At 67.9% G+C, this 25,751-nt stretch carries 18 protein-coding genes and 1 tRNA gene; 8 read left to right on the top strand and 11 right to left on the bottom strand.

All coding sequences use genetic code 11. The features are described 5' to 3' along the window. Positions 1-110 precede the first annotated feature (110 nt). The gene (locus ACFX59_RS09075) at positions 111-560 is read right to left on the bottom strand and encodes a c-type cytochrome (RefSeq protein WP_387431707.1); all 450 of its coding nucleotides are present in this window, start codon (positions 558-560) and stop codon (positions 111-113) included. A 112-nt stretch (positions 561-672) separates the two neighbouring features. Between ACFX59_RS09075 and ACFX59_RS09070 the strand changes: the two genes are divergently transcribed. Next, a complete protein-coding gene (locus tag ACFX59_RS09070) occupies positions 673-2,451 on the top strand; it encodes a cation:proton antiporter (RefSeq protein ID WP_309694511.1) in 1,779 nt (592 codons plus the stop codon). 141 nt (positions 2,452-2,592) lie between these two features. Here ACFX59_RS09070 and ACFX59_RS09065 read toward each other — a convergent pair whose 3' ends face one another. The 5 genes from ACFX59_RS09065 to ACFX59_RS09045 all read right to left on the bottom strand — a co-directional run bounded on the left by ACFX59_RS09065 (position 2,593) and on the right by ACFX59_RS09045 (position 9,837). Continuing rightward, complete coding sequence (locus ACFX59_RS09065) at positions 2,593-5,265, bottom strand: valine--tRNA ligase (protein WP_387431704.1); 2,673 nt, start codon at positions 5,263-5,265, stop codon at positions 2,593-2,595. Between the two features lie 42 nt (positions 5,266-5,307). Beyond that, complete coding sequence (locus ACFX59_RS09060; RefSeq protein WP_387431701.1) at positions 5,308-6,906, bottom strand: histidine kinase famiy protein; 1,599 nt, start codon at positions 6,904-6,906, stop codon at positions 5,308-5,310. A 104-nt stretch (positions 6,907-7,010) separates the two neighbouring features. Beyond that, positions 7,011-7,592, bottom strand: coding sequence for a DUF2497 domain-containing protein (locus ACFX59_RS09055; protein WP_309703477.1), 582 nt, complete (start codon positions 7,590-7,592; stop codon positions 7,011-7,013). Positions 7,593-7,644: 52 nt separating this feature from the next. Next, entirely contained in the window at positions 7,645-9,162 is a 1,518-nt protein-coding gene (locus ACFX59_RS09050) for a TolC family outer membrane protein (RefSeq protein ID WP_387431698.1), read from the bottom strand. Between the two features lie 6 nt (positions 9,163-9,168). Further along, positions 9,169-9,837, bottom strand: a complete 669-nt coding sequence (locus ACFX59_RS09045) for a protein-L-isoaspartate O-methyltransferase (protein ID WP_354293411.1) — start codon at positions 9,835-9,837, stop codon at positions 9,169-9,171. A gap of 209 nt (positions 9,838-10,046) precedes the next feature. On the opposite strand from ACFX59_RS09045, the gene ACFX59_RS09040 reads away from it, so the two are divergent. The 5 genes from ACFX59_RS09040 (at position 10,047) to ACFX59_RS09020 (ending at position 16,713) form a co-directional block, all read left to right on the top strand. Further along, positions 10,047-10,120: transfer RNA gene (locus ACFX59_RS09040), tRNA-Cys, on the top strand. A gap of 179 nt (positions 10,121-10,299) precedes the next feature. Further along, positions 10,300-12,195: a M61 family metallopeptidase gene (locus tag ACFX59_RS09035; RefSeq protein WP_387431695.1), complete on the top strand. Its 1,896-nt coding sequence runs from the start codon at positions 10,300-10,302 to the stop codon at positions 12,193-12,195. Between the two features lie 108 nt (positions 12,196-12,303). Continuing rightward, the gene (locus ACFX59_RS09030) at positions 12,304-12,888 is read left to right on the top strand and encodes a PAS domain-containing protein (protein WP_387431692.1); all 585 of its coding nucleotides are present in this window, start codon (positions 12,304-12,306) and stop codon (positions 12,886-12,888) included. Between the two features lie 32 nt (positions 12,889-12,920). Next, positions 12,921-16,334: a CheR family methyltransferase gene (locus tag ACFX59_RS09025; RefSeq protein WP_387431689.1), complete on the top strand. Its 3,414-nt coding sequence runs from the start codon at positions 12,921-12,923 to the stop codon at positions 16,332-16,334. Beyond that, complete coding sequence (locus ACFX59_RS09020; protein WP_307097973.1) at positions 16,327-16,713, top strand: response regulator; 387 nt, start codon at positions 16,327-16,329, stop codon at positions 16,711-16,713. Before ACFX59_RS09025 ends, ACFX59_RS09020 begins: the two co-directional genes overlap by 8 nt. Positions 16,714-16,726: 13 nt before the next feature. Here the strand turns inward: ACFX59_RS09020 and ACFX59_RS09015 are convergent, their stop codons facing one another. From ACFX59_RS09015 to ACFX59_RS08995, 5 genes are read right to left on the bottom strand one after another with little or no spacing between them, the layout of a single operon-like run. Next, positions 16,727-18,001: a TolC family outer membrane protein gene (locus tag ACFX59_RS09015; RefSeq protein WP_387431685.1), complete on the bottom strand. Its 1,275-nt coding sequence runs from the start codon at positions 17,999-18,001 to the stop codon at positions 16,727-16,729. Continuing rightward, the gene (locus ACFX59_RS09010) at positions 17,994-20,408 is read right to left on the bottom strand and encodes an ABC transporter permease (RefSeq protein ID WP_387431683.1); all 2,415 of its coding nucleotides are present in this window, start codon (positions 20,406-20,408) and stop codon (positions 17,994-17,996) included. Before ACFX59_RS09010 ends, ACFX59_RS09015 begins: the two co-directional genes overlap by 8 nt. 26 nt (positions 20,409-20,434) lie before the next feature. Next, positions 20,435-21,196 (bottom strand): GIN domain-containing protein, encoded by a 762-nt coding sequence (locus ACFX59_RS09005; RefSeq protein WP_387431680.1) that lies wholly within the window; start codon positions 21,194-21,196, stop codon positions 20,435-20,437. Between the two features lie 11 nt (positions 21,197-21,207). Next, positions 21,208-21,885 (bottom strand): ABC transporter ATP-binding protein, encoded by a 678-nt coding sequence (locus tag ACFX59_RS09000; RefSeq protein ID WP_307097969.1) that lies wholly within the window; start codon positions 21,883-21,885, stop codon positions 21,208-21,210. A 13-nt stretch (positions 21,886-21,898) separates the two neighbouring features. Continuing rightward, on the bottom strand, positions 21,899-23,131 hold the full coding sequence (locus ACFX59_RS08995; protein ID WP_387431676.1) for an efflux RND transporter periplasmic adaptor subunit: 1,233 nt from the start codon (positions 23,129-23,131) through the stop codon (positions 21,899-21,901). A 126-nt stretch (positions 23,132-23,257) separates the two neighbouring features. Here ACFX59_RS08995 and ACFX59_RS08990 point away from each other — a divergent pair, with 126 nt between their 5' ends. Then, positions 23,258-24,565 carry a sigma-54-dependent transcriptional regulator gene (locus tag ACFX59_RS08990; protein WP_387431672.1) on the top strand — a complete coding sequence of 436 codons (1,308 nt, stop codon included), beginning with the start codon at positions 23,258-23,260 and terminating at the stop codon, positions 24,563-24,565. Further along, a complete protein-coding gene (locus ACFX59_RS08985; protein WP_387431669.1) occupies positions 24,555-25,697 on the top strand; it encodes a sensor histidine kinase in 1,143 nt (380 codons plus the stop codon). The genes ACFX59_RS08990 and ACFX59_RS08985 overlap by 11 nt, the downstream gene beginning before the upstream one ends. Positions 25,698-25,751 lie beyond the last annotated feature (54 nt).

Raw genomic sequence — 25,751 nt, 5'->3', positions numbered from 1 at the left:
CGGCTCGGGCTGAACAATGGGGATATCACCGAATGTCCGCTTGACGGAACATCCGTTCACGCCGAGCCAAGTCGAAGCGCACGCCCGGCCCTCGCCGCTCAGGCAGTCCGTTACTCCCGCCCTTCCAGCTCGAGATAGGCAATCACATCCGCCCGCGCGAGCGGATCGGGCAGGCCCGCAAAGGTCATTCTGGTCCCTGGCGCAAAGCGTTGCGGCGAGGTGAGCCAGCGGTCCATCGTCGCCCGGTCCCAGCGCCCACCGACCCCCATCAGCGCCGCGGTATAGCCGAAGCGTTCGCTGCCGCCCGCCACCGGCTTGCCCATGATGCCGTGGAGATTGGGCCCGCCGCGATCGAGTTCGCCCTTGCCGATCGTGTGGCAGGCCAGGCACTGTCCGAACGTCTTCGCCCCCGCATCGGCATTGGCCACCCGCATCAGCGCATCGAGCGACGGGTTCGGACCCGCCGCTTTCAGCCGCGCCTCACGGTCGCCGTCCCCACATCCCGTCAGGGCAAGCATCGGCAAAAGGGGCAGGAAAGCGAAACGAAAGGCCTTGGTCATCGCCGCCCCCTAGCCTCGGGAGACGCCCGCCGTCAGTGGACCGATCGTCCCATCACCGTTTCGCCCGATTAACGACCTGACAAGCGCGACCAAGCCGGGTTAGGTTGCCGTCATGGCATTACGGCTCGACAATCAGGGTTTCTCCGACGCGCTCGTCATCCTCGGGTCGGCGGGGATCGTCATCCCGGCCTTCGCCCGTTTTCGGGTCAGCCCGGTCATCGGCTTCATCTTGGTCGGCCTGCTGGTCGGCCCCGCCGGGTTGGGATCGCTCGTGCCCCAAGCACCGTGGCTCTATTATCTGACCATCTCCAACCCGGAATCGATCGAGCCCTTTGCCGAGTTCGGCATCATATTATTGCTGTTTTCCATAGGCTTGGAGCTGTCTTTTCGCAGGCTTTGGGCGATGCGACGACTGGTCTTCGGAACCGGGGTGGCCGAGTTGCTCGGATCGGCGGTGCTGATCGGGACGGCGTTGAACCTGCTGGGACAGGGCTGGGCCGGGGCGATCGGGCTGGGGTTGGCGCTGACGCTTTCCTCGACCGCCTTGGTGTTGCCGCTGGTCGGCACGACCAGCCCGGTCGGTCGCGGGGCGTTCGCGATGCTGTTGTTCGAGGATCTGGCGCTCGTGCCGATCATCTTCGCACTGGGCGCCATGGCACCGACCGCGAGCGACGAGGGTTGGGTCGGGATTGCGGGCGTGGCGCTGCGCGGCGGACTGACCGTGGTGGCGATGTATCTGGGCGGCAAGTTCGTCCTGCCGCGCCTGTTCGCCCAGGCCGCGCGGACCAAGAGCCCCGAGCTGTTCCTGGCCGCCTCGCTGCTCGTCGTCATCGTCGCGAGCGTCGCGACGACCGCCGCCGGCCTTTCGCCGATCGTCGGCGCGCTGCTCGCCGGACTGCTGATCGCCGAGACCGAATATCATTCGGAGGTCGAGGTGATGACCGCCCCCTTCAAGGGGCTGGCGCTGGGCGTGTTCCTGATCACCGTCGGCATGAGCCTGGACCTGCGGCTGATCGCCCGGAACTGGGACACGCTGCTGCTCGCGGTGATCGGGGTCGTCGCGGTGAAGGCGATCGTCACCTATCTGCTGCTGCGCGTCGCCCATGCGCGGCGCGGGGTCGCGGCGGAGACCGGGCTGCTTATGGGCAGCCCGTCCGAAACCACGCTGATCGTGCTGGGCACTGCGGCACAGGCACAGTTAATCCTGCCCTCGACCGCCGCCTTCTGGCAGACCGTGACCGCGATCGGCCTGACCATCACGCCGCTGCTCGCGAAAGCGGGTCGCGTGATCTCCCGCCGGATCGAGGCGCGCAGCACCGATGGCCCCGCCCCGCCCGAACTGGAACATGATGGCGGCCGGACCGTCATCATCGGCTTTGGCCGCGTCGGCAAGATGATCGCCGACATGCTGACCGTGCACGGCCAATCCTATGTCGCGGTCGAGGCCGATATCGATTCGGTCAGCGACGCCCGCCGTGCAGGCTATCCGGTGCTGTTCGGCGATGTCGCGCGGGCGGAGCTGGTCGACCGGCTCAACCTGCCCGCCGCCCGCGCGCTGATCCTGACGATGGACGACCCCGTGCTGACGGTGCGGCTGGCACGGCGCATCCGCGAGGCGGCGCCCGACCTGCCGATCATCGCCCGTGCGCGCGACATGGCGCATGCCACCGAACTCTACCGCGCGGGCGTCAGCGAGGCGGTGCCCGAAACGCTGGAAAGCTCGCTGCAATTGTCGGAGGCGGTGCTGGTCGATCTGGGCGTCGCGATGGGGCCGGTGATCGCATCGATCCATGAAAAGCGCGACGAACTGCGCCAGGTCATCCGGCGCGAGGCACAGCTGCAACGCGAACCGCGCATTCGGCGGCTGCGACGATTGGGGGAACAGGGGTAGGAGCCGATCCTCCCCAGGTCATGCCTGGGGAGGGAGATCGTCGCGTCAGCGGAGCAGCGAGACGGAGGCGCCTTGCCCCTCCACCACGCCCTGCGGGCGCGGTCCCCCTCCCCATGCTGCGCATGGGGAGGATTTCAGGGGTCAGCCCAGCCGGCCCAGGGCGGCGTGCAACCGGGCGGCCTCGGCCATCTTGTCGGCATGGTCGGCGCGGGCCTTTTCGACCGCTTCTGGCTTGGCGCGTTCGACGAAGCTGGCATTGCTCAGCCGGCCGCCCAGCGCGTCGCGTTCCTTTTCGACCGCTGCGATCGCCTTGGTCAGCCGCTGGCGTTCGGCGTCGAGATCGATCACCCCTTCCAGCGGCAGGACGAAGGTCGCTTCGTCCACCACCACCTGCGCCGCACCACCCGACACCTCGCCATCGGCCGCGTCGACGCGCGCGAGGCGCGCCAGCGCCGAGGCCTGACGGATCAACCGTGCCGTCGTCGCCTCATTCGCATCGCGGACATGCATCGGCAGGCGCGCGCCCGGCGGCACGTTCAGTTCGGTCCGCGCGGCGCGGATCTCGCTGACCAGACGGATCAGCCAGTCGATCTCGCGCTCCGCCTCGGGGTCGAGCGCGCGGGCATCGGCCATCGGCCAGTGCGCGACGATCAGGTCGTGATCGCGCGCGCCCATGGCGTGCCACAATTCCTCGGTGATGAACGGCATGAAGGGGTGGAGCAGGACCAGGATCTGGTCGAGCACCCAGCCCGCGACCGCGCGGGTTTCCTCGCCGCCCGCTTCGCCGCCCTGAAGCACCGGCTTGATGAGTTCGAGATACCAGTCGCAGAAGCGGCTCCAGACGAACTGGTAGATCGCGTTCGCCGCGCCGTCGAAACGGTAATCGGCCAGCGCAAGGTCGACCGCCTGCACGGTCTTCACCGTCTCGGCGATGATCCACTTGTTGACCGCCAGCGTGGCGTTCGGTGCCTCCAGCGTCGCCGACGCACCGATGCCGTTGGCCTGGGCGAAGCGCGCCGCATTCCACAGCTTGGTCGCGAAGTTGCGATAGCCTTCGACGCGGCGTTCATCCATCTTGATGTCGCGGCCCTGGCTCTCCATCGCCGCCATGAAGAAGCGCAGCGCGTCGGCGCCGTACTGGTCGATCAGGCCCAGCGGATCGACCGTGTTACCCTTCGACTTCGACATTTTCGAGCCGTCGGCGGCACGGACAAGACCGTGCAGATACAGGGTCTTGAAGGGCACATCTTCCATGAAGTGCAGGCCCTGCATCATCATCCGCGCGTCCCAGAAGAACAGGATGTCGAAGCCGGAGATCAGGACGTCGTTCGGGTAACGCCCCGCCAGCGTCTTGTCGCCATTATCGGGCCAGCCGAGCGTCGCGAAGGGCCAGAGCGCGGAGGAGAACCAGGTGTCGAGCACGTCCGGGTCGCGGGTCAGGGTAACGCCCTCCCCCGCTTCCGCCTGCGCCTCTTCCTCGCTCTCGGCGACGAACACGCGGCCATCCTCGGCGAACCAGGCCGGGATCTGATGGCCCCACCAGAGCTGGCGGCTGACGCACCAGGGCTGGATATTCTCCATCCAGTTGAAGAAGGTCTTCTCCCACGCCTGGGGCACGATCTTGATATCACCGCCGCGCACCGCCTGGATCGCGGGCTGGGCCAGCGTCTTGGCATCGACATACCATTGGTCGGTCAGCCACGGCTCGATCACCACGCCGGAGCGGTCGCCGAACGGGGTCTGGATCGTGCGCGGCTCGGCGTCATGCTCCTCGCCGTCCTTGTCGATATGCGGGATCAGGACGCCCTCGTCCTTCAGCCGCGCGACCACGGCCTTGCGCGCCTCGGCGGTCGACAGGCCCAGGAACGCGTCGGGGATCAGGCCATCCGACGTCTGGACGATGCACGCCTTGGCATCGAGCATGTTGAGCATGTCGCGCGCTTCGATACCGGCGCGGCGGCCGACCTCAAAATCGTTGAAGTCATGGCCCGGCGTGATCTTGACCGCGCCCGATCCCAGTTCGGGGTCGGCATGTTCGTCCGCAACGATCGGGATCAGGCGGCCGGTGATGGGCAGGCGGACCTGCTTGCCGATCAGCGCGGTATAGCGCGCATCGTCCGGGTGCACCGCGACCGCCATGTCGGCGAGCATCGTCTCCGGCCGGGTCGTCGCGACCTCGATAAAGCCCGAACCGTCGGCGAGCGGATAGCGCAGGCGCCAGAAGCTGCCCTTCACTTCGCGCGTCTCGACCTCCAGGTCGCTGATCGCGGTGCCGAGCCCGGCGTCCCAATTGACCAGCCTTTTGTCGCGGTAGAGCAGGCCCTGACGGTACAGGTCGACGAACACCTTCAGCACCGCCTTGCTGAAGCCCTCGTCCATGGTGAAGCGCTCATTGGCCCAGTCCATCGAGCAGCCCAGGCGGCGCAGCTGACCGGTGATCTGGCCGCCGCTCTCCGCCTTCCACGTCCAGACCTTTTCGAGGAACTGTTCGCGGGTGAAGTCGGTGCGCTTCTGCCCCTTCGCGTTCATCTGGCGCTCGACCACCATCTGGGTCGCGATGCCCGCATGGTCGGTGCCGACCACCCACAGCGCATCCTTGCCCTTCAACCGGGCATGGCGGACGAGAATGTCCTGCAGCGTGTTGTCGAGCGCATGGCCGATATGCAGGTTGCCGGTGACGTTGGGCGGCGGGTTGACGATCGTCCAGGGCTCGGCATTCGGGCGGTCGGGGCGGAACAGGCCCTTTTCCTCCCAATGGCCATACCAGCGGGCTTCGATTGCGGCGGGGTCGAACGTCTTGGGCAGCTCAGTCATGACGCTGCCTTAATCAGCCTGAGGCTGGGACGCCAGATGCTATCAGGTCCGCGCACCCGGCCGGTCGAGCACGGCGCGAATCCGCTCGTTGAGTTCAGCGCGGCGATAGGGCTTGCGGATCAGCTCGTAAGAGCGCGCGCCCTCATCGATCGCTTCGTCGGCGAAACCCGTGGTCAAGAGCACTGACAGGCGCGGATAATCGCGCCGCACCGCCTGCGCCAACGCCACCCCGTTCATCCCGCCGGGCATGAGGATATCGGTGAACAGCAGCGAGAAGTCGCTGTCCTCGGCCAGATGGTCGAGCGCCTCGCGCGCGCTGCGGGTCAGGACCACGTCATAGCCGAGATCCTCGAGCATCGACTTGCCCAGATCGCCGACATCCTCCTGATCCTCGACCATCAGGATGCGCTCGACCCCGCCGCTGCGCGCGGGCTGGGTCGGCGAGGGCCGCCGCTCGGTCACGCCCGCCGCGCGCGGGAAATAGAGCGACAGCACCGCGCCGCCCTCCTCGCCCGCCTCCACCGAGGCCAGCCCACCCGATTGGCGCATGAAGCCATAGACCATCGCCAGGCCCAACCCGGCCCCCTTCCCCATTTCCTTGGTGGTGAAGAAGGGATCGAACACCTTGTCGGCGATGGCCGGATCGATGCCGGGGCCATTGTCGCCGATGCGGACCATGACATATTCGCCGGGTTCCAGATTGGCCGGTCCCTCGGGCTGGTCGGCGGACTGGATCATGTTGCGGGTGGACAGCATGATCTCGCCATGACCCTGGTTGCGCGCGATCGCCTCGCGCGCATTGGTCACGATGTTGATCAGCGCCATTTCCGCCTGGACCGGATCGATCCGGCAGTTCCAGAGATTTTCCTCCAACTTCTGGCGGACCGCCAGCCCCTCGCCCGCCGTGCGGTTGATGATCGGCCGGAAATCCTCGATCAACTGGTTGAAGTTGAGCAGCCGGTCGCGCAGCTCCTGCTTACGGGCAAAGGCGAGCAGCTGCTGGGTCAGCGTCGCGCCGCGTGCCGCCGCCGCCGCGATCGCCTCGACCGCGCGCCGCCCGCTGCGGTCGCCCTGATCGACGCGGGCTTCCAGAATATCGGCATAGCCCAGAATGACTTGCAGCAGATTGTTGAAGTCGTGCGCGATGCCGCCGGTCAGCTTGCCGACCGCTTCCATCTTCTGCGCCTCGTGCAAGGCATCCTCGGCCTCGCGGCGGCGCGAGATGTCGAGCTGGCTGCTGAAGAAATAGACCAGCTCGCCCGCATCGTCATAGACCGGCGAGACGAACAGCGCGTTCCAGAAGGTCGAGCCGTTCTTGCGATAATTCAGCAGTTCGACCGCGATCTCGTCGCGGCGTTCGACCGCCGCACGGACCTGCGCCACCACGTCGCGGTCGGTTTCCGGCCCCTGCAGGAAACGACAATTGGTGCCGAGGATCTCATGCTCGGAATAGCCGGTCATGAAGCTGAAGGCTTCGTTGCAGAAGACAATCGGGTTGTCGGGCTGGCGCGGATCGGTGACGATCATCGGCATGCGCGTCGTCTTGACCGCCGCGAAGAAAATGTCCGACTGGCCCGAATGCGGCTGTCGCGCGTCCGAGATGGGGGGTGAGGACACGAGCGAGCGCGGCGATTTTTCCATCTCGGGCGTCTCGTCTCTCGGGGCCATGCGCATCGAACCCGGTCAGGTCACGCGGGTTCCGCCCGCGCAACGGCACGGGCGGAAATCGACGGGAATTGCGCGGCTCAGCGCCCTTCGCGGGTGATCCGGGCAATCTCGCGCGCAACCATCGCCTCGACCATCTCGGGCAGGTTCGCGTCGAGCCAGTCGCGCAGCATCGGGCGCAGCATATCGCGGACCAGCCCCTCGAGGGTGCCGTCGCTGCTCGGTTCGGGCTTGACCATCATACGGCTGAGCGCCTCCAGGGAACCACGGCTGGCCTCCGCCGCGCGAGGGCTGACGATCGCTTCCTCGCCGTCATCCGCCTCGATCCCGTTCTGTGCCGCCACGGGGGCTGCGGGTGCGGGAACGGGGGCCGGGGCGACCGGCTCGGGCTTCGCCGCCGCCGGTTCGGGCGCGGGACGGGGGGCGAGTTCGGCGCGCAACGTCGATTCGGCGGCGCGCGCGGCGGCGGCCTCCACCTTCATGCGCAGCGGCATCGGGTCGCTGAGCTCGAGGACCTCGGGCGAATCCTCCTCGACGGCCGGTGACGGCACGGGGCGCGCAGGGCGACGCTGACGCGTCGGGGCCTCCCCTTCTTCGGCGATGATGCGTTTGATCGAGGAGAGGATCTCCTCCATCGACGGTTCGGCGCTGATATCACCCATGACCGCAAACCCCATTTCAGCCCCCCAAGGCCCCCAAAGGCCGCAGCCGACCTTATTGCCGGCTTGGTGCCGATGCACCTGTGGTTAATGCGGGGCTTCTGTCAACAGGGGCGTTGACGTCGGGGTCGAGCGGACGGGTGATGACCGCCGTCTGCGCGGGCGTTCCGGCGGTGGTCGAGGCCACCGGCGCGGGCTCGCCATCGCCGCCCCAGTCGTTGATCTTGTTGCGCACCCGCTTGTAGTTGGCGACCGGGTCGTAGAGCGCCCCGCCGTCCAGCCCCAGGTCGCGCGCCTCGGCATTGCCCATCGCGGCGATCAGCGCGAAACCGGCGACATAGGCATCGCGGCGCGCGGTGACGAGCGTCACCTGGCTGTTCAGCAGTTCCTGCTCGGCGTTCAGGATGTCGAGCACTGTGCGGGTGCCGACGCTGTTCTCGGCGCGCACGCCCTCCAGCGACAGCGAGTTGGCGCGCACCGCCGATTCGGCCGACAGGATCACCTCCTGCGAGGATTGCCACACGGCATAGGCGGAGCGGACCTGCGCGACGACCTGCCGCTCGGTCGCGGTCGCATTCTCCAGCGCCTGTCCGCGCAGCGCCTCGGCCTGGCGGACCTGCGCCGCCGGGCGGCCGCCCTGGAACAAAGGCATCGACAGTTGCAGGCCGACCGTCGCGTTGACGCCCGAGGACGGCACGGTGGCGACGTTCAGCGAGCCCAGATAGTTGAAGTAGTTGCCGCTCGACACCGCCGACACGCGGGGCAGCCGGTTGGCGCGCGCGACGTCGATGTCATAGCGGGTGGCGTCCGCGCTGCGACGCGCCGCGATCAGCTGCGGATTCTGGTCGAGCGCGATGCCGACTGCCGCATTGGGCGAGGCGGGCAGGCTGGGCAGCGCGGGCGGCTGTTCCAGCCCCACCGGCTCGACCCCGACGATGTTGATGTAATTCTCGCGGCTGGAGATCAGATTGGCCTGCGCCGATTGCAGCTGCGCGCGGGCCTGCGCCAGACGCGCCTCGGACTGGGCGACGTCGGTGCGGGTCAGGTCGCCGACCTGGAACCGGTCGCGCGAGGCGCGCAGGTTCGTTTCCAGCACGTTGACGTTCCGGGTGTTGAGGTTGACGATCGCCTCGTCCCGGATGACGTTCATATAGGCGCCCACCACATTGGTGAACAGATTGGCCTCTACCCCGCGCAGCTGCGCCCGGCCCGCATCCACCCGCGTCTCGGCCGCACGCACCGCATTCTTGACCGCCCCGCCCTGATAGAGCGGCACCGACAGCTGTACCGCGCCGGTCGCCGTTCGTTCGGGGTTCAGAAAGTTGTTGTTGGCGACCACGATATTGTCGGTGATCTGCCCGGTCGACTGGAGCGAGGGCAGCCCGCTGGCCCGTGCGATCGGGACATTCTCATCCGTCGCACGCTGCGCCGCGCGCTGGCCGGTGATCGTCGGATTGCTTTGATACGCCCGTAGCATCGCCTCGCGCAACGTCTCCGCCGAAGCGGTGCCGCCGAGCAGCGCCGCCCCGATCAGGACACCAGAGGTCAGGCCAAGGTTAAGATACGGGCGCATAGACACTCAGAATTGGAAGGCGCGGGGACGGGCAAAGCCCGGCAGGATGGTGCATTCGGCATCGGCGAAGGGGCGCACGCCGTGGCCGCCCTCGGTCCGGCGGCCGCTGGCCAGCCGGGTGACGCCGTTTTCGACCAGGCCCGTGACGATGCGGCCATCGACCTTGACCTGCTCGACCAGGGCGGCGGGCAGTTCCTCGACCGCGCCATCGACGATCAGCACGTCATAGGGCGCACCGGCGGCATGACCGGCCTTGAGCGGGCCCTCGACCAGCGTGACCTTGCCCTGCCCGGCCAGCGCGGTGCGCGCGGCGGCGACCAGATCACCCTGTTCCTCGACCGCGACCACCTCGGCCACGATCTCGGCCAGCAGCGTGGCGGTATAGCCGGTCGCCGCGCCGATCAGCAGCACGCGGTCGCCCGCCTCCAGATAGGCCTCGGTCAGTAGGCGGCCGGTCGCCATCGGCAGGTTGATCGCGCGCCCCTGGCCCAGATCGAGCGTCCCGTCGCGGTAAGCCACGGGACGAAGCGCCTCGGGCACGAAGGTTTCGCGCGGCACGCGGGCCATCGCGGCGACGACGCGCTGGTCGCTGACCGCCGTGGTACGCAGCTGGCTCACCACCATCGCGTGGCGCATCGCGTCGAAATTCGAGGAATCATTGCTGATCGTCATCATGGCCCATCCCTGTCGCACAACCGTTTTAGCCGTGCAATACACTAAATCAATCCTGCCGCTTCTATCGCGCGGGCCCGCCCTCGCCAAGCGGAGTACGCGATCAAGCGGGGTCATGACCTAGCGGGTTTTGCCAAGAATGCGACATTTGGATGAATGAGCGGTTGACGCCGCCCCAAAAGCTGCGCAAAGGGCGCGCCTCACCGCATCGAGGCGCGATGGCGGAGTGGTGACGCAGAGGACTGCAAATCCTTGCACCCGGGTTCGATTCCCGGTCGCGCCTCCAGTTTCCCCTGGAAGATGGACGAACGATGCGGGCGGGCAGCGATGCCTGCCCCGGACGGGGATATGCCACCCGCCCCCGCCCCCGCCCTGCCCCCCTCGCCATGCGGGTTCGGAAAAGCGATGGACCCCGTCGCCCCGTAGCGCCTAGATCGGGTTTCTCGACGCTTTGCAGGGGGATATATGCGCAACGTAACGATGGCCGCGACGATCGCGCTGGCGCTGGGCGGACTGGCACCGGCCACGGCCCGGGCGCGCGACACGGCTGCGACGACCGCGACGCGCGCGCCGGCCGACTATGACATCGCCTTCCCCCACCCCGAGCATCACGAGGCGCAGGTCAGCGTCACCTATCGCGGTCTGGACAGCGCCCCCGTCCGCTTCCAGATGGCGCGGTCCTCGCCCGGCCGCTACGCGCTCCACGAATTCGCCAAGAACGTCTATGCGGTATCCGCCACCGACGGCGCGGGCCGCCCGCTGACCGTGACGCGCACCGATCCCTATGGCTGGACGGTGGCGGGGCATGACGGGACGGTCACCGTCCGCTACACGCTGTTCGGCGATCGCGGCGACGGCACCTATGCGCAGATCGATCCGACCCATGCCCGGCTGAACATCCCCGCGACCTTCCTCTGGGCAACCGGACAGGACGACCGCCCGATCCGCGTCCGTTTCCACCCCCGGCCCGACTGGAAGATCGCGACCCAGCTCGCCCCGACCGACGACCCGGCCGTCTTCACCGCGCGCGACCTGCAATATTTCATGGACAGCCCGGTCGAGCTGTCGGCGCATGACGTCCGCAGCTGGACGGTGGCGGACGGGGCCAAGCGCTATACCATCCGGCTGACCGTGCATCATGACGGCAGCGCCGCCGATGTCGACCGCTTCGCCGCCATGGCCAAGAAGGTCGTCGCGCAGCAGATCGCGATCTTCGGCGCGCCGCCGCCCTTCGACTATGGCACCTATACCTTCCTGGCCGACTATATGCCGCAGATCAGCGGCGACGGGATGGAGCATCGCAACTCGACCGTCATCAGCATGCCCCGCTCGCTGGCGGCCGCGAATTTCCAGCAGATCCAGACGCTCAGCCACGAATTCTTCCACGCCTGGAATGTCGAGCGCATCCGTCCCGCCGAACTGGAGCCGTTCGACTTCACTCGCGCCAACGCCACGCCGTCGCTCTGGCTGGCGGAGGGCTTCACCCAATATTACGGCCCGTTGGCGGTGCTGCGCGCGGGCGAGATGCCGCTGGCGGATTATATCCGGCAATTGTCAGGAACACTGAACGGCCTGCTCAACACCCCCGCGCGCCGCTATGGCGGACCGCAGGAGATGAGCCTGCGCGCGCCCTTCGTCGATGCGGCGCAGTCGATCGATCCGACCAATCCCAATATCTTCGTTTCCTATTACCCTTACGGCGCGGTCATCGCGCTCGCGCTCGACCTGGAGCTGCGCCAGGCCTTTCCGCGGCTGACGCTGGACGATTACATGCGCCAGCTCTGGCGGAACCACGGCCGGAACGAGCGTCCCTATCGCCCCGACGATCTCCGCCAGGCGCTGGCGCAGGTGACCGGCGACCAGGGCTTTGCCGACCGCTTCTTCGCGCGCAGCGTGACGGCCAGCGGGCTGCCCGACTTCGCGCCGCTTCTGGCGCAGGCCGGACTGACCCTGCGCCCGGCCCATGCCGACGCCGCCTGGGCGGGCGCGACGCCGGTCGCGGGGGAAGACGGCCTGACCCTGGCCAGCAGCACCGCGCCCGGCACGCCACTTTATGACGCCGGGCTCGACAAGGGCGACCGGATCGTCAGCCTCGACGGCAAGCCGCTGGCCGATGCCGGGGCATGGACCGCCCTGCTCGCCGCCCATGCGCCGGGCGACCGCCTGCCCATCGTCTATCGCCAACGCGGTGCCGAGCGTCACGCGATGCTGACGCTCGGCACCGATCCCACGATGCAGATCGTGCCCGACGAGACGCTCGGCCGGACCCTGACGCCCGCGCAAGTCCAGTTCCGTCGATCCTGGCTGGGTGAAACATCGGTCGGCACGGCCCCCGCATCCCCCGCCAAGACGACGGGATGATGTCGTTTCGGATCGGGAACGGATTTCCGATCCGGAAAGTTTATCCATGTGTCTTTTTTCGGGGCCGGCCGCGTTCACGGCCCTTGCGATGGGACAGGCGCCATGCGAATGCGCGTCAGGGAGCCAGTTTTGCTGCACAATCTCGACATTCCGACCCAACTGGCCGCGTATCTGGACCAGTCCCCGATTGCCCTGGCACTGGCCGATGCGCGCGACGACAATCCGTTGATCTTCATCAATCACGGGTTTCGCGAACTGACCGGCTATACCAGCGAAGAGGTGATCGGCGAGAATTGCCGGATGCTGCAACGCCATGCCGACAATCGCGAGGCGCGCGACCGGATCCGCGAATTTCTGGCCAATGATCGTCAGGTCAATGTCCGCACGACGCTGATCAACTTCCGCAAGGACGGCTCGCCCTTCGTCAACCTTCTGTATATGTCGAAGCTGCGCCAACTGGGCGGCGACATGCCCTATATCTTCGCCTCGCAATTCGACATCAGCCGTTCGCATCCCGACCGGCTGTCCGCCTATGACGCCGAGCTGGGACGCACGCTGGGACGGCTGACCCCGATCCTGGCGGAAAGCGGCATGGTCCTGGAGGGATCGCTGACCGCGATCGCCAATACCGCAGCGACCATCGCCCAGGCCAAGCTGACGCTTTCGGACCTCGACCGAGCGCCCTTTCCGTGAATGCGGGGCAGCCCGCCGCCGGGGATCACGACATGCCGGATCATGACAGCCTGAGCGTGCCGGTGGTCGGCATCGGCGCCTCGGCGGGCGGGCTGGAGGCGCTTCGCGAGATGCTGACCCCGGCGCGCGCGCCGACCGGCATGGCCTTTGTCGTCGTCCAGCATCTCGACCCCAATCATGAGAGCATGCTGGCGCAACTGCTCGACCGGCACACCAATCTGGCGGTGCGTCAGTGCGAGGGGTTGGAGCGGATCGAGCCCGATCACGTCTATATCATTCCGCCCGGCCGGGGACTGGCGATACGCGGCGGCGTGCTGGAGCTGACCGACTTCATCCAGCCGCGCGGGCTGCGCCGGCCGATCGACGATTTCTTCCTGTCGCTGGCCAGCGACCAGCAGGCCAATGCCGCCTGCGTCATCCTGTCGGGCACCGGCGCGGACGGCACGACCGGGCTGCGCGCGATCAAGGAAAATGGCGGGGTCAGCGTCGTCCAGAAACCCGAAAGCGCCCGTTATGACGGCATGCCGCTCTCGGCGGTCGGCACCGGCCTGGTCGATTTCGTGAAGCCCGCGGGCGAGATACTGGACTGTCTCCACGCCTTTTTCGCGCGTCGTTCCGGCGACCCCAAGGAGGAAGAGGCCGAGGTCGTCGCCGATCATATCGACGATCTGTGCCGGGTGCTGCGCAACGCCATCGGCCATGACTTTTCGGGCTATAAGCGCACCACGCTGGTCCGCCGGGTCGAGCGGCGGATGCACGTTCTGGGCATCGCGACGGGCTCGGCCTATCTGGCGCGGGTCAAGAAGGATGCCGACGAGTGTGAGGCGCTGTTCCGCGACCTGCTGATCAACGTCACCCGCTTCTTCCGCGATGCCGAGCTGTTCGATACGCTGAAGGCCAAGGCGATCCTGCCGCTGACCCGCGCGCGAGACCCGGACGAGGATATCCGCATCTGGATTCCCGGCTGCTCCAGCGGCGAGGAAGCCTATAGCATCGCGATGCTCTTCGCCGAGGCCGCGCGCGAAAGCGGACAGCCGCTGGCGGTGCAGATCTTCGCGACCGACATCGACGAGCAGATGCTCCAGATCGCGCGCGAGGGCAGCTATCCCGCCGCCGCGCTGGCCGACATTCCGGCGGCGCTGCGCGAACGCTACACGATGCCGCATGCCGAGCGGTTCACGATCAGCGCGCAGATCCGCGACATGATCCGCTTCTCCAACCACAGCCTGGTCAAGGACCCGCCCTTTTCGCGGATCGACCTGGTGTCGTGCCGCAACTTGCTGATCTATTTCGACGATCGGTTGCAGCAATCGGTATTGCCGCTGCTGCATTATGCGCTGCGGCCGGGCGGCTATCTGTTCCTGGGCCCGTCCGAGAGCGTCGGGCGGTTCGACCATCTCTTCCCCGCGATCGACGGCCATGCGCGCCTGTTCGAGCGCTCGCCGGGCTCTCCCTCCTATCCGATCGACCTGCCCGGCGGGACGAGCCGCAGCATCCGGCGGCGCGGCGAGCGCGGCGAGCGGGACCATGGCGCGCCGATGGGCGAGGAGAGCCTGGCGGCCCGCCGCATCGTCGATCGCTATGCGCCGCCCAGCATGGTGGTGGATCAGGATGGCGGCATCCTGGCCGCGTTCGGCAAGCTCAGCCGCTATTTCAACTTCCCCGTCACCCGTGCGGGCGGGTCGAGCGCGGTCACGCTGGCGCGTACCGGCCTGCGCGAAGTGATCGGCCCGATGCTCCGCCAGGCGCGCGACGCCCGCAAGCGGATCGCCGCGCGCGACGTCGCGGTGACGACCGAATATGGCATCCAGAAGGTCGAGGTGATCTGCGATCCGCTGACCGACGGATCGCTGCTGTTCCTGTTCCGCGATACCGAGCCGTTCAGCCCGATCGAGGCGAGCGACCTGGCCGATCTGGAACCCGGCGACGATCATATCGAGGCGCTGGAGGACGAACTCCGCCTGACCCGCCACCGCCTGCGCTCGACAGTCGAGGAATTGGAGACGGCGAACGAGGAGCTGAAAAGCTCCAACGAAGAAATGATGTCGATGAACGAGGAGCTTCAATCGACCAACGAGGAATTGTCGACCGTCAATGACGAGCTGAAGACCAAGGTCGACCAGTTGACCATCGCCAATTCCGACCTGCGCAATTTCTTCGAATCGACCGACCTGGCGGTGGTGGTGCTCGACCGGCACCTGCGCGTGCGCAGCTATACCGAGGCGGCGCGCTCGATCTTCCCGCTGCAACCCAGCGACCGGGGGCGCCTGCTGGCCGATGTGTCGACCCGGCTGAGCAACACCGACTATCTCGACGGCGCGGCATCGGTCGCGGCGGGCGGATCGCCGTCGCAGCAGCGCGTTACCACCCGCGACGGCGCGCGGACGCTGTCGCTGCGCATCCTGCCCTATCGCACCCAGTCGGACGGGATCGAGGGGGCGACGCTGGTCCTGACCGACATCACCGAGGCGCTCGGCATGGAACGCGCGCTGGCCGCCGAGCGCGAGCGGCTGGACCTGGCGATCAAGGCGGGCGGCATCGGCGTCTGGGAATATCGCGGCGATACCGGCGAGACCTTTCTGGACGACACCGGCCGTGCGCTGTTCGGCCTGGGCGCGGAGGATGACGGGGCCCGGATGGGCCGCTGGCTGGAGCGGATCGTAGCCGAGGATCGCGCCGGGGTCGAACTGGGCATAGCCGAGGCGATGGCCGGGAATGGCGATTTCGAGATGACCTTCCGCCTCGACATCGACGGCACCCAGCGCTGGATCAAGGGCTTTGGCCGCCGCGTCACCACCAGTCCGCCGCACCGCATGGTCGGCGTGTCGATCGACGTGACCGCCGAATATGCCATCGCCGAGACGCGCGAACTGATGCTGCGCGAGATGAACCACCGGGTGAAGAACCTGTTCGCGATCATCTCGGGGATCGTGTCGGCGGCGGCGCGTTCGCATGAGGACGTCACCGAGCTGGCCGACGATGTCCGCGAGCGCATCGCGACGCTGGGCCGCGCGCATTCGCTGGCCTCGCCCGCGGGCGAGCAGCAGGCGATCGAGCTGCGCGCCTTGGTGGAGGCGACCATCGCGCCCTATAGCGGCCAGTCGAAGATCGCCATCGACGGCCCGCGCCTGCTGGTCGACCGCCGTTGCCTGTCGCCGCTGGCGCTGATCCTGCACGAATGGGCGACCAACTCGGTCAAATATGGCGCGCTGGCGCACCGACTGGGCGAGTTGTCCATCCATTGGACGCTGGCCGGGGGCACGTTGTCCATCGAATGGGTCGAAACCGGCGGTTCGCCGACCGACAGCGACGCGGCGCACGGTTTCGGGACACTTCTCGTCCAGACTTCCTCACGACAATTGGGTGCGCGGCTGGAGCGGAATTACGCCGATGGGCGTTTCATTCTTAACTTGGCTCTACCCGAAACGGTCCTCGCGCATGACTAAAACGATTTTGCTGGTCGAAGACGAATTTTTCGTGGCCCTGGATATCCAGAATATCATCGAAGACGGCGGCTATGAAGTCGACGGCCCTTATGTCAGCGTCGAGGAGGTGCTGGCGCATCTCGACGGCGATCGTCCCGACCTGGCCTGCGCGATCCTGGACGTCCGGCTGCGCGACGGCGAGGTCTTTCCGGCGGCGGAACGGCTGCGCGAGGCGGGCGTGCCGTTGATCTTCCATTCGGGTCATGCCGATGAACAGGCTCTCCAAAATCGCTATCCGGGCTCGGCGGTGTGCGGCAAGCCCTGCTCCCCCTCACTGCTCCGCCGCACCCTGTCGATGGCGGTATCGGGCCCCAGCGAAGGCGACCGCGAAGCCAGTTGAGGCGGGTCCGCGCTCAGTCGAACGCGCCCCGCCCCATCCGCCCGGTCGCGCGCAGCAGCGCGGCCTGCGCCGTCAGCACATCGACCTTCGCCCGCGCCACCGCCAGCTGCGCCGAGCGATAGCTCTGGTCGGCGACCAGAATGTCGATGGTCGAACGGAGCCCGAACCCATATTCGGCGCGCACGCCCTTCAGCGCGAGGTCGGCGGCGGACAGCCCCTCGACACTGGCCTTCAGCCGTCCCTCGGCCGCGATCAGCGAGGCCCAGGCGGTATCCGCGCTCCGGACCGCATTGCGCGCCGCCGTCTCGACATCGAAACGCTCCGCCCGCCGCACCGCCTCCGCCTGCCGGACATGCGAGGCGACCACCCCCCCGGTCAGCAGCGGCACGCGCAGGCCCAGCCCCGCGCTCGCGGCGCTGTCGAAGCCGGTCCAGCGGCCGCCCGCCACCTGCACCCCGCGCCCGTAATTTCCGGTCAGGTCGAGCGCGGGCGCGCGTTCGGCGCGGGCCTGATCGACCCGCGCGGACGCCGCCTCCACCCGCTGTCGCTGCGCCAGCAGCAGCGGATTGGCCGCCTCCGCCGCGCCGCGCGCATCGGCCAGGGTGTGGGGCAAGGCCGTGGGCGGCGCGATCGTCGCATCGAGCGCCCCCGCGTCGCGCCCCACGACCGCACGATAGCTCGCCGCCGCCGTCGCCGCCGCCCCTTCGGCATCGACGAGGTTGGAGACGACGCTGGCCCGCTGCGCCTCCAGCTGGGCGATGTCGGTGCGCGTCGCCTGCCCCAGGCCATAGCGCGAGCGGGCTTCCGCCACCTGCCGGTCGAGCCGTTCGATCCCGACCCGCGCGATCTCCACCGCCTGTTGCGTATAGAGCAGGTCGGCATAGGCGCCGACGACGCGTTCAAGCACGTCGGCCTCGACATCGCGCAGCGCCTCGCCCCCCGCCGCGACATCGCCGTCCGCCGCACGCACCGCCGCGCGCACGCGCCCGCCGGTCCAGATCGGCAGGGTCGCCGTCACCGCGCCGGTCCCGCTCGACGCGCCCGAACGCCTGCCCGTATCGTCATAGCCCAGCCGGTCATAACCCGCGCCGCCCGTCGCCGCCGCGGTCAGCCGCCCGGCCGCTCGCGCCTGGTTGGGCGTCTCGGCCAGCGCCTCCTGCCGGGCCCGTGCGGCGGCCAGTTGGGGATTGCCGTCCCATGCCGCGGCAATGGCATCGCGCAGGGTTTCGCCCGACGCGGGCACGGCCAGCACCAGCGCCGCCCCCGTCAGAAGCCACCGCTTAGTCATGACGCAACGCCCAGGCCGGTGCCGCCCGGCTGGCCCGCAGCGACTGACCCAGCACGGTCAGCACCGCAATAGTCAGCGCCAGGGCGGTGGCGGCGAGGAAATAGAGCGGCGATAGGCTGATACGATCCTCGAACCCCGCCAGCCATGTCCGCATCGCAACATAGGCGAGCGGCCAAGCGAGCAGATTGGCTAGGATGACGGGCCGCAGGAACTGCCCGACCAACAGCTTCACGATGGCCGCCGACGACGCGCCCAGCGTCTTGCGGATCCCGATCTCCTTCACCCGCCGCTGGGTGTTGAACGAGGCCAGGCCCCAGAGGCCGACGCAGCCGATCAGGACGGCGAGACTGGCACCGATGCCGAACAAGCGGGCCGCGTGCTCGTCGGCCTTGTAATAGCGGTCGAGACGCTCATCCGCCGTCTGACCATTGAACGGTACCTGGGGCGCCAATCGCTGCCATATGCTGCGGATCTGCGCCAAGGTCGCACGCGGATCGCCCGACACCCGAACGCTTGCGACGGTAACGAAGGATGGCGCCTTTGTCGTATAGTAATAATAGGTTGCGACCGTCGGATCATGCGGCGATTCAAAACGAACATTGGGGATGACGCCGATGATCGTGCGTGGACGATCACCCCCCACCGTCTTGCCAACCGCCTGCTCAGGCGACTTGAAGCCAAGCGTGCTGACCGCCTTCTGGTTGATGACGATGTTCTTGCCGCCCCCGTCGGCCACCAGACTACGATCGTCGCTGCGATGCGCATCGTCGAACAATCGGCCGGCGATCGGGCTGACACCCTGCGTCTTGAAAAAATCGCGACCGACATCGACCCAATTCAGCATGGGTCCGTTTCCAGCCACACCTGGCAACGGCATATTGTCGCTACTTTTGCTACCGCTACCGCCCGCCACGAAATTGGATACGCCGACGGCACGTACGTTCGGCAATGCCCTGATCGCCGCAATGATCGCATCGGCACGCGTCGGTCCGATCTGATCGCTCGATAACGACGGAATGATCAGAAGGCCGTCGCGCCGAAAACCCCGGTCAGCGTTGCGGACATGCCAGGTCTGCGCCACCAGCACGGCCGTACCGATCATGAACGCGATCGCCAGACCGAACTGAAAGACGACCAAAGCCTCACGCGTTCGTGTGCCGGAACGGCCGCCACCCGGTGTACGCGACGAAGCGAGAACCGAGGCTGCGGGAAATTGGGCAAGAACCATTGCAGGATAGAAGCCCGCCGTGACACCGGTAACGACCACCAGCAACGCCAGCCCGGGCAACACAAGCCGATACGGTATGGTCAGTGACAAGCCGCCCGCGGCATTGACCAACGGCAGGCCTAGTTCGGCGAGGATCAGGCCGAACAATGCGGCCAAGGCAACCATCGAAATGGCCTCGCCGAGAAACTGGCGGATGAGCGCGAAGCGATCGGCACCGAGCACCTTGCGCATCGCGACTTCACGGGCCCGCAGCCCTGATCGCGCAGTCGCAAGGTTCACATAGTTGACCAGCGCGATGAGCAGCGTCACGATCCCGACGATACCCAGCGTCACCACGGTCATGCGCTGCCCTTCGCCGACATCCGGGGCCAGATGGACTTTGGCCAAGGGGTAAAGAGCAATGCCGATCTGATCCGATGGACGACCATCGAAATCGTTCGCGCCATGCCGATCGATGAAGCCGGGCATTTTCTGCTCGAAACTCCGTGCCGCTGCCGACGTATCGAAACGCAGATAGGTCGTCAGCGCCGTGCTGCCCCAATGAGTCCATTGGGGAGAATGAGGCGTGCGCGGCAAGGGGACGAGGATCGTGAATTGCTGTTCGGTCGCATGGGGCAGGTCCCGGAACACACCGTTGACTCGATATTGCTTCGGCGCATCCCCGACGATCGTCATGGTTCGGCCGATGGGGTCTTGGTTGCCGAAATATTTGCGCGCAAGACTTTCGCTGATGAGCGTGCCCGTCGGGCTTGCGAGCCCCTGACGCCCGTTTCCGCGCACCATCGGCAGGTCGAACACATCGAAGAAGGACGGGTCGACTTGCGCGACATCCTCCTGTGTGGCGACGCCGTTGACCAGCACGCTGCCGCCCCCCTTGCCGCCGCTCAGTCGCGTGCCGATGACGCCGGGAAAATCACCCCGCAACTGGTCGAGCAGACCACCCATCGTCTCGGCCGACGGACCGTTGAACTCGCTGCCCTTCAGATTCCATACGGTCTCGACCAGATAAATCTTGTCATGGTTCGGCAGCCATTTCTCATACCCCGTCTCGAACCGGACATAGAGGCCCAGCACCAGGAACACGGCGATGCCCACCGCCAGCCCCCCGATGTTGAGCGCGGCGTAAAGCTTGTGGCGCACAAGCGAGCGATAGAGCGAGAGAAGCGCGTAGCGGTTCATGATGACAGCCCCCCGATAATCCCGGCTCAGCCGCAGGTGACGCGGGCAAAGCCGCTCTTGTCGACGCTGCATTGCGGGCGGCCGCTCACGACGACGCGGGTCATACCGCTGGCGTCGATGGTCGCCGGTCCGTCGGCTTGCGCCCGCACGCCGCCCGTTCCGCTGGCATCGACCGACAGGTTGCGGGTGGACATGGCGGTGGTATCGACATTGCCGGTGCCGCTGCTGTCAATCGTCAAGGCTTCGACCGCGCCCGCCCCTCGGATCGAGCCGGTCCCGTTCAGTTCGAGCGACAGCCTGGCAATCCGGATGCCCTGAAGCATGGCGTTCCCTGTTCCGGACATGACGATCCCCACGCGCTGACTTCGCAGGCCCTCGACGGTCAGGTTACCGGTGCCCGTCATGTCTGCCTGGAACTCCGCCGCCTCGAAGGGGCGAAGCCGAAAGGAGCCGGTGCCCTCCGACTCGACCGCCCGCAGGCGCGGCAGCGTGATTTCGAGCGTGATGCCCGGCCGCTTGGCGCGGCTGTCGCACATATGCTCGGGGCGGTCGACGATCAGCTTTTGCCCCCGCACCTCGGCCCGGATGACGGCCAGGGATACGGATGGCCCGATCCCCCTGACCGAAAAGTCGGAGCCGATCGTGACCACGGCACTGTCACACCCTTCGAGCGAGATCCGATCGAACCCGCGCACATCGAAGCTGCGCGAGGTCTGGGCGTTGTCCTGCGCGGCGGCGCCGACGGCGGCGAGCGACAGCAGGGCGATGGCGGGGATCATGGTCTTCATCACAAATCCTTTCAGATCGCGCGCATGGCGCTGGCGACGATGCGGCCGTCGAGCATGTCGATGCGGCGCTTGGCGAGGTCGGCATGGCTGGGCGAGTGGGTGACCATCACGATGGTCGCGCCCGCATCGTTCAGGCCGGTCAGGATGTTCATCACCTGCTCGCCATTGGCGGTGTCGAGATTGCCGGTCGGCTCGTCCGCCAGGATCAGCTTGGGGTCGCCGACGATCGCGCGGGCGATGGCGGCGCGCTGCTGCTGGCCGCCCGACAGCTGGTGGGGGAAGTGGCGCGCGCGGTGGGCGATGCCGACCTTGTCCATCGCCGCCGCCACCCGGCCGCGACGATCCCCCGCATCGCTGCGATAGGCGAGGCCGAGCGCGACATTCTCCTCGATGGTCAGCTCGTCGATCAGGTTGAAGCTCTGGAAGACGAAGCCCAGCGTCTCGGCACGGAACTTCGCCAACTCCTTTTCGTCCATCGCCGCCAGATCGCGGTCGCCGAACAGATATCGCCCGCCCGTCGGCCGGTCGACCGTGCCCAGCGTGTTGAGCAAGGTCGACTTGCCGCAGCCCGAGGGGCCCATGATGGCCAGGAACTCACCCGCCGCGACATGCAGGTCGATATCGTGCAGCGCGGTCGTCTCCACCTCGTCGGAGACATAGCGGCGCTGAATGCCTTCCAGTCGGATCATCTGTCGGTCCCCCTTATCGGATGTTCAGTATGTCGCCCTTCACGGACGATGTGTTGCTGGTGACGATGCGCTCGCCGGGGTTCAGGCCGGACAGGATCTCCACCTGTTCGGGATTGCGGCGGCCGATGCGCACGGTGCGGCGGCGGGCATGCGCGCCGTCGGGATCGAGGACGAAGGCCGAGCTGCCGCCCGCCTCCAGCCAGCCGCCGACCGGGGCGACCAGCGCGCGGCTCGCGGCGCCCAGCGTGATGCGGATGTCGATCGTCTGCCCGCGATTGAGCCCGGCGGGCGCGCGGTCGAAGGTCAGTTCGACCTGGAACCGCCCGTCCTTCACCGCCGGCAGCACCTTCGACACGGTCAGCCCGACGCCGTCCGAGGTCGTCGCCTTCTGCCCCACCGCGACACGGCCCAGATAATATTCGTCGACCTGCGCGACGAGCTTCCACGCCCCCTCGCTATCGACCTGGCCCGCCGGGTCGCCGGGCTTGAGCGTCTGGCCCGGCTGGATCGTGAAATTGGTCAGCCGCCCGCCCGTCGGCGCGCGGATGGTCAGCGCCTCCAGCCCGGCGCGCACCGCCGCCAGATTGCCCGACAGCCGCGTCTGCGTGTCGGACAGCCGCGCGGATTGGGTCGCGGTGATCCGCGCCTCGGTCGCGCGGCCGGACTTGAGCTGGGCGAGGCGCTTTTCCTGATAGGAGGCCTCCTCCTCGAAACTGCGGACGCCCGCATCCGACAGGAAGCCCTGGTCGTGAAGCTGGCGCCGGATGCCCAGGTCGCGCCGCGCCTTGATGAGGTCATATTCGGCCTGCGCCACCTGCCCCGCCCGGTCGAGCTTGTTGCGCTCGATCCCCAGCCCCTCGCTCGCCACGCCGCCCAGCTGGCTGGCGATCTGCGCCTCGCGGGTCAGCACGTCGAGCTTGAGCTGCGGATTGGCGAGGGTGGCGAGCGGCTGTCCCTCGCGGACCATGTCGCCGTCCTGCGCCAACAGCTTCTCGACCTGTCCGCCCGCCAGCACGCCGACCAGCGTGGTGACGCGCGGCGTCACCGTGGCGCGGACCGGCAGGTAATCGTCGAACGCGGCGCGCGTGACCTCGCCCGTGTCGACATTGGCGGCGGCGATGTCGGTCGATCCGGCGGCAGGCAGGAAGCGCCAGACCAGCCCCGCGCCGATCACCACCAGCATGGCGACCACGACCGCGCGGCGACGCCACCAGGGGACGGGCTTTCGCGCGATCCGGCGGTCCATCGCGGCCCCCGGCGGGGTCCCCGAAACGCCTCCGCCATCCCCGCTGGCGGAAGTGATTGCGCCTGTCATCTGTTCGGTCATCATGGGACGAATGTCACCCAGGACGGTCGAAAAACCTAAAGCCCTATGAAACCGCCACTTTCCCCGCCGACCGCCGAATCCGACCGTTCGCGTTCGGACAGCCTGTCCGGAAATGGACGGTGCGGGGCGTCGTCAAGCGCGCTGTCGATCCTGGTCATCGACGACAATCCGCGCATCGCCGAATCGCTGGGCATCGCGATCGAGCTGGCCGGACACCGGCTGGATATCGCATCGGGGCCGGAAGAGGGCTTTTCCCGTCTGGCGGCGCGGCGGTACGACGCGATCCTGCTCGACCTCAACTACGCCGCCGGACGCACCGATGGCGCGGAGGGGTTGGCCATGCTCGCGCGGCTGCTCGCCGACGATCCGGCGGCCTGCATCATCGTGATCACCGCGCATAGCGGCATACGCCTGGCCGTCGCCGCGATGCAGGCGGGGGCGCGCGATTTCGTCATGAAGCCGTGGCGCAATGCCGAGCTGATCGCCAAGATCGAGGTCGCCGCCGCCCGCCCCGCCCCCCGCTCCGATCGTCCTCATGCCTATAGCGGCGAGGTCCACGGCGGCGAGCCAGCCCGGCTGTTGGGCGACAGTCCCGCGATCGAGCAGGTGCGCGCGCTGATCCGCCGCGTCGGGCCGACCCGGGCGGGGATCGTCGTCACCGGTCCGTCGGGCGCGGGGCGGACGCTGATCGCCCAGGCGGTCCACGCCGCCTCCGATGGTGCGGACCGGCCGATGGCGCGGCTGGACCTGCGTGATATGACGGCGTGGGACCGGCTGGCCGGTGAAGAGGCCGGGACCTGGCTGTTGCGCCATCCCGACCGGCTGGACGAGGTCGCGCAGGCGCGGCTGCTCGATCGGCTGCCGATGACGGCACGCTTCATCGCGATCGCCGACGATCCGGGTGGCATCACCCCGGCGCTGGCGCGGCGGATCGCGACGGTGGAGATCGCCGCCCCCTCGCTCACCCAGCGTCGGGCGGACATTCCCCTGCTCGCGCGCCATTTCGCCCGGATCGCGGCCGAGCGGCATGGTCGCCCGGCCCCACGCTTCACCCCGGCGGCGGAGGCGCTGCTGATCTCCGCGCCATGGGCCGACGAGGCGCGCGGCCTGTCCGCCGCGATCGAGCGGGCGCTGCTGCTGGGAGATGGCGGCGTGATCGAGGCGGCGCTGCTCGCCCCCGCCGCGCCGGTCGCCGCCGCCGCCCCGCGCTCCAGCTTCGACCTGGACGAAACCGAGCGGGGGATGATCGAGGCGGCGCTGATCGAGCATCATCACAACGTCACCCATGCCGCACAGGCCCTGGGGCTCAGCCGGGGCGCGCTATATCGTCGCATGGCGCGCCATGGGCTTTGACGCGCCGGCCCGGCGGGTCGTCGCCATCCTCCTGTCGGGACTGATGCTGACGCTGTTCGGTGGGCTGATGGTGGTGGCGTGGCAGAACGGCATGCTGGGGTCGGTGCTGGGGCTGGGCCTGGGCACCGGCTGGCTGATCGGGGCGATCGGCTGGGCCGCCGCGCGGACGCCCCTCCTGCCCCCCGCCCCCGCGCCCGCCGACATGGCGCCGCGCGGCCCGCCGCTCCATGCGCTGTTCGACCAGATCCCCTTGCCGCTGCTGCGGATCGAGGGGCGATCGGCACGGGCGCTCAACCGCGCCGGCCGGACGCTGTTCGCGACCGACGACCGCCTGTCATCGCCACCGCCCGCGCTGTTCGCGCCGCAGGAAAGCCGGTTGCGGCATGAGGGGCGAAGCTGGCGGATCGAACGCGTCGAGGCCGGGCCCGAGCGCGCGCTGGCCATGCTGATCGATGTCGAGGCGGAGCGCCGCACCGCCGAGGCGCATGCCGATAGCGAGATGATCGACATATTGGGGCATGAGCTGCTGAACGGCCTGTCGCCGATCGTGTCGCTGGCCGACAGCGCGGTGATGGCGGCGGAGCGGCAGGATGCGCGACTGCACGGCATCCTCGCCACCCTTGCCAGGCGGATCGAGGGGTTGGAGCGGTTCACCCGCGCCTATCGCACGCTGGCCCGGCTGCCCGATCCGGTCCGCAACCCGTTCAAGGTCGCCGAACTGGCCGTCGATCTGGCGCGGTTGTTCGAGCAGCGCTTCGGAAGCGGGGTCGCGCTCTCCATGGCGGTGCCGGACGGACTGATCGGACGGTGCGACCGCGATCAGATGACTCAGGCGCTCTGGGCGCTCCTGCAAAACGCGGCCGAGGCGGCGCTGGGCGGAGCGGTCGCGCCGCAGGTGACGCTGACCGCCGCGATGGACGGGCCTAGCCTGCGCTTTGCGATTACCGACAGCGGCGGCGGCGTAGCGGGGCCGGAGCGCGCGCGGATCTTCCGCCCCTTCCACACCACCAAGCCCGACGGGTCGGGCATCGGCCTGACCCTGGCCCGACGCATCGCCCGCGCGCATGGCGGCGACCTGACGCTGTTGCCGGTGGCGACGACGACATTCGCACTGGCCATACCCGGCGAATAGGGCGACCTTGCCGCTTTACTTGTAGGACATAATGATCGATCCTGCCCCGAAATC

Origin of the sequence: Sphingomonas sp. NCPPB 2930 (genome assembly GCF_042867205.1) — a bacterium.
Classification (GTDB): domain Bacteria; phylum Pseudomonadota; class Alphaproteobacteria; order Sphingomonadales; family Sphingomonadaceae; genus Sphingomonas.
This window is presented reverse-complemented; position numbering and strand designations above follow the sequence as displayed.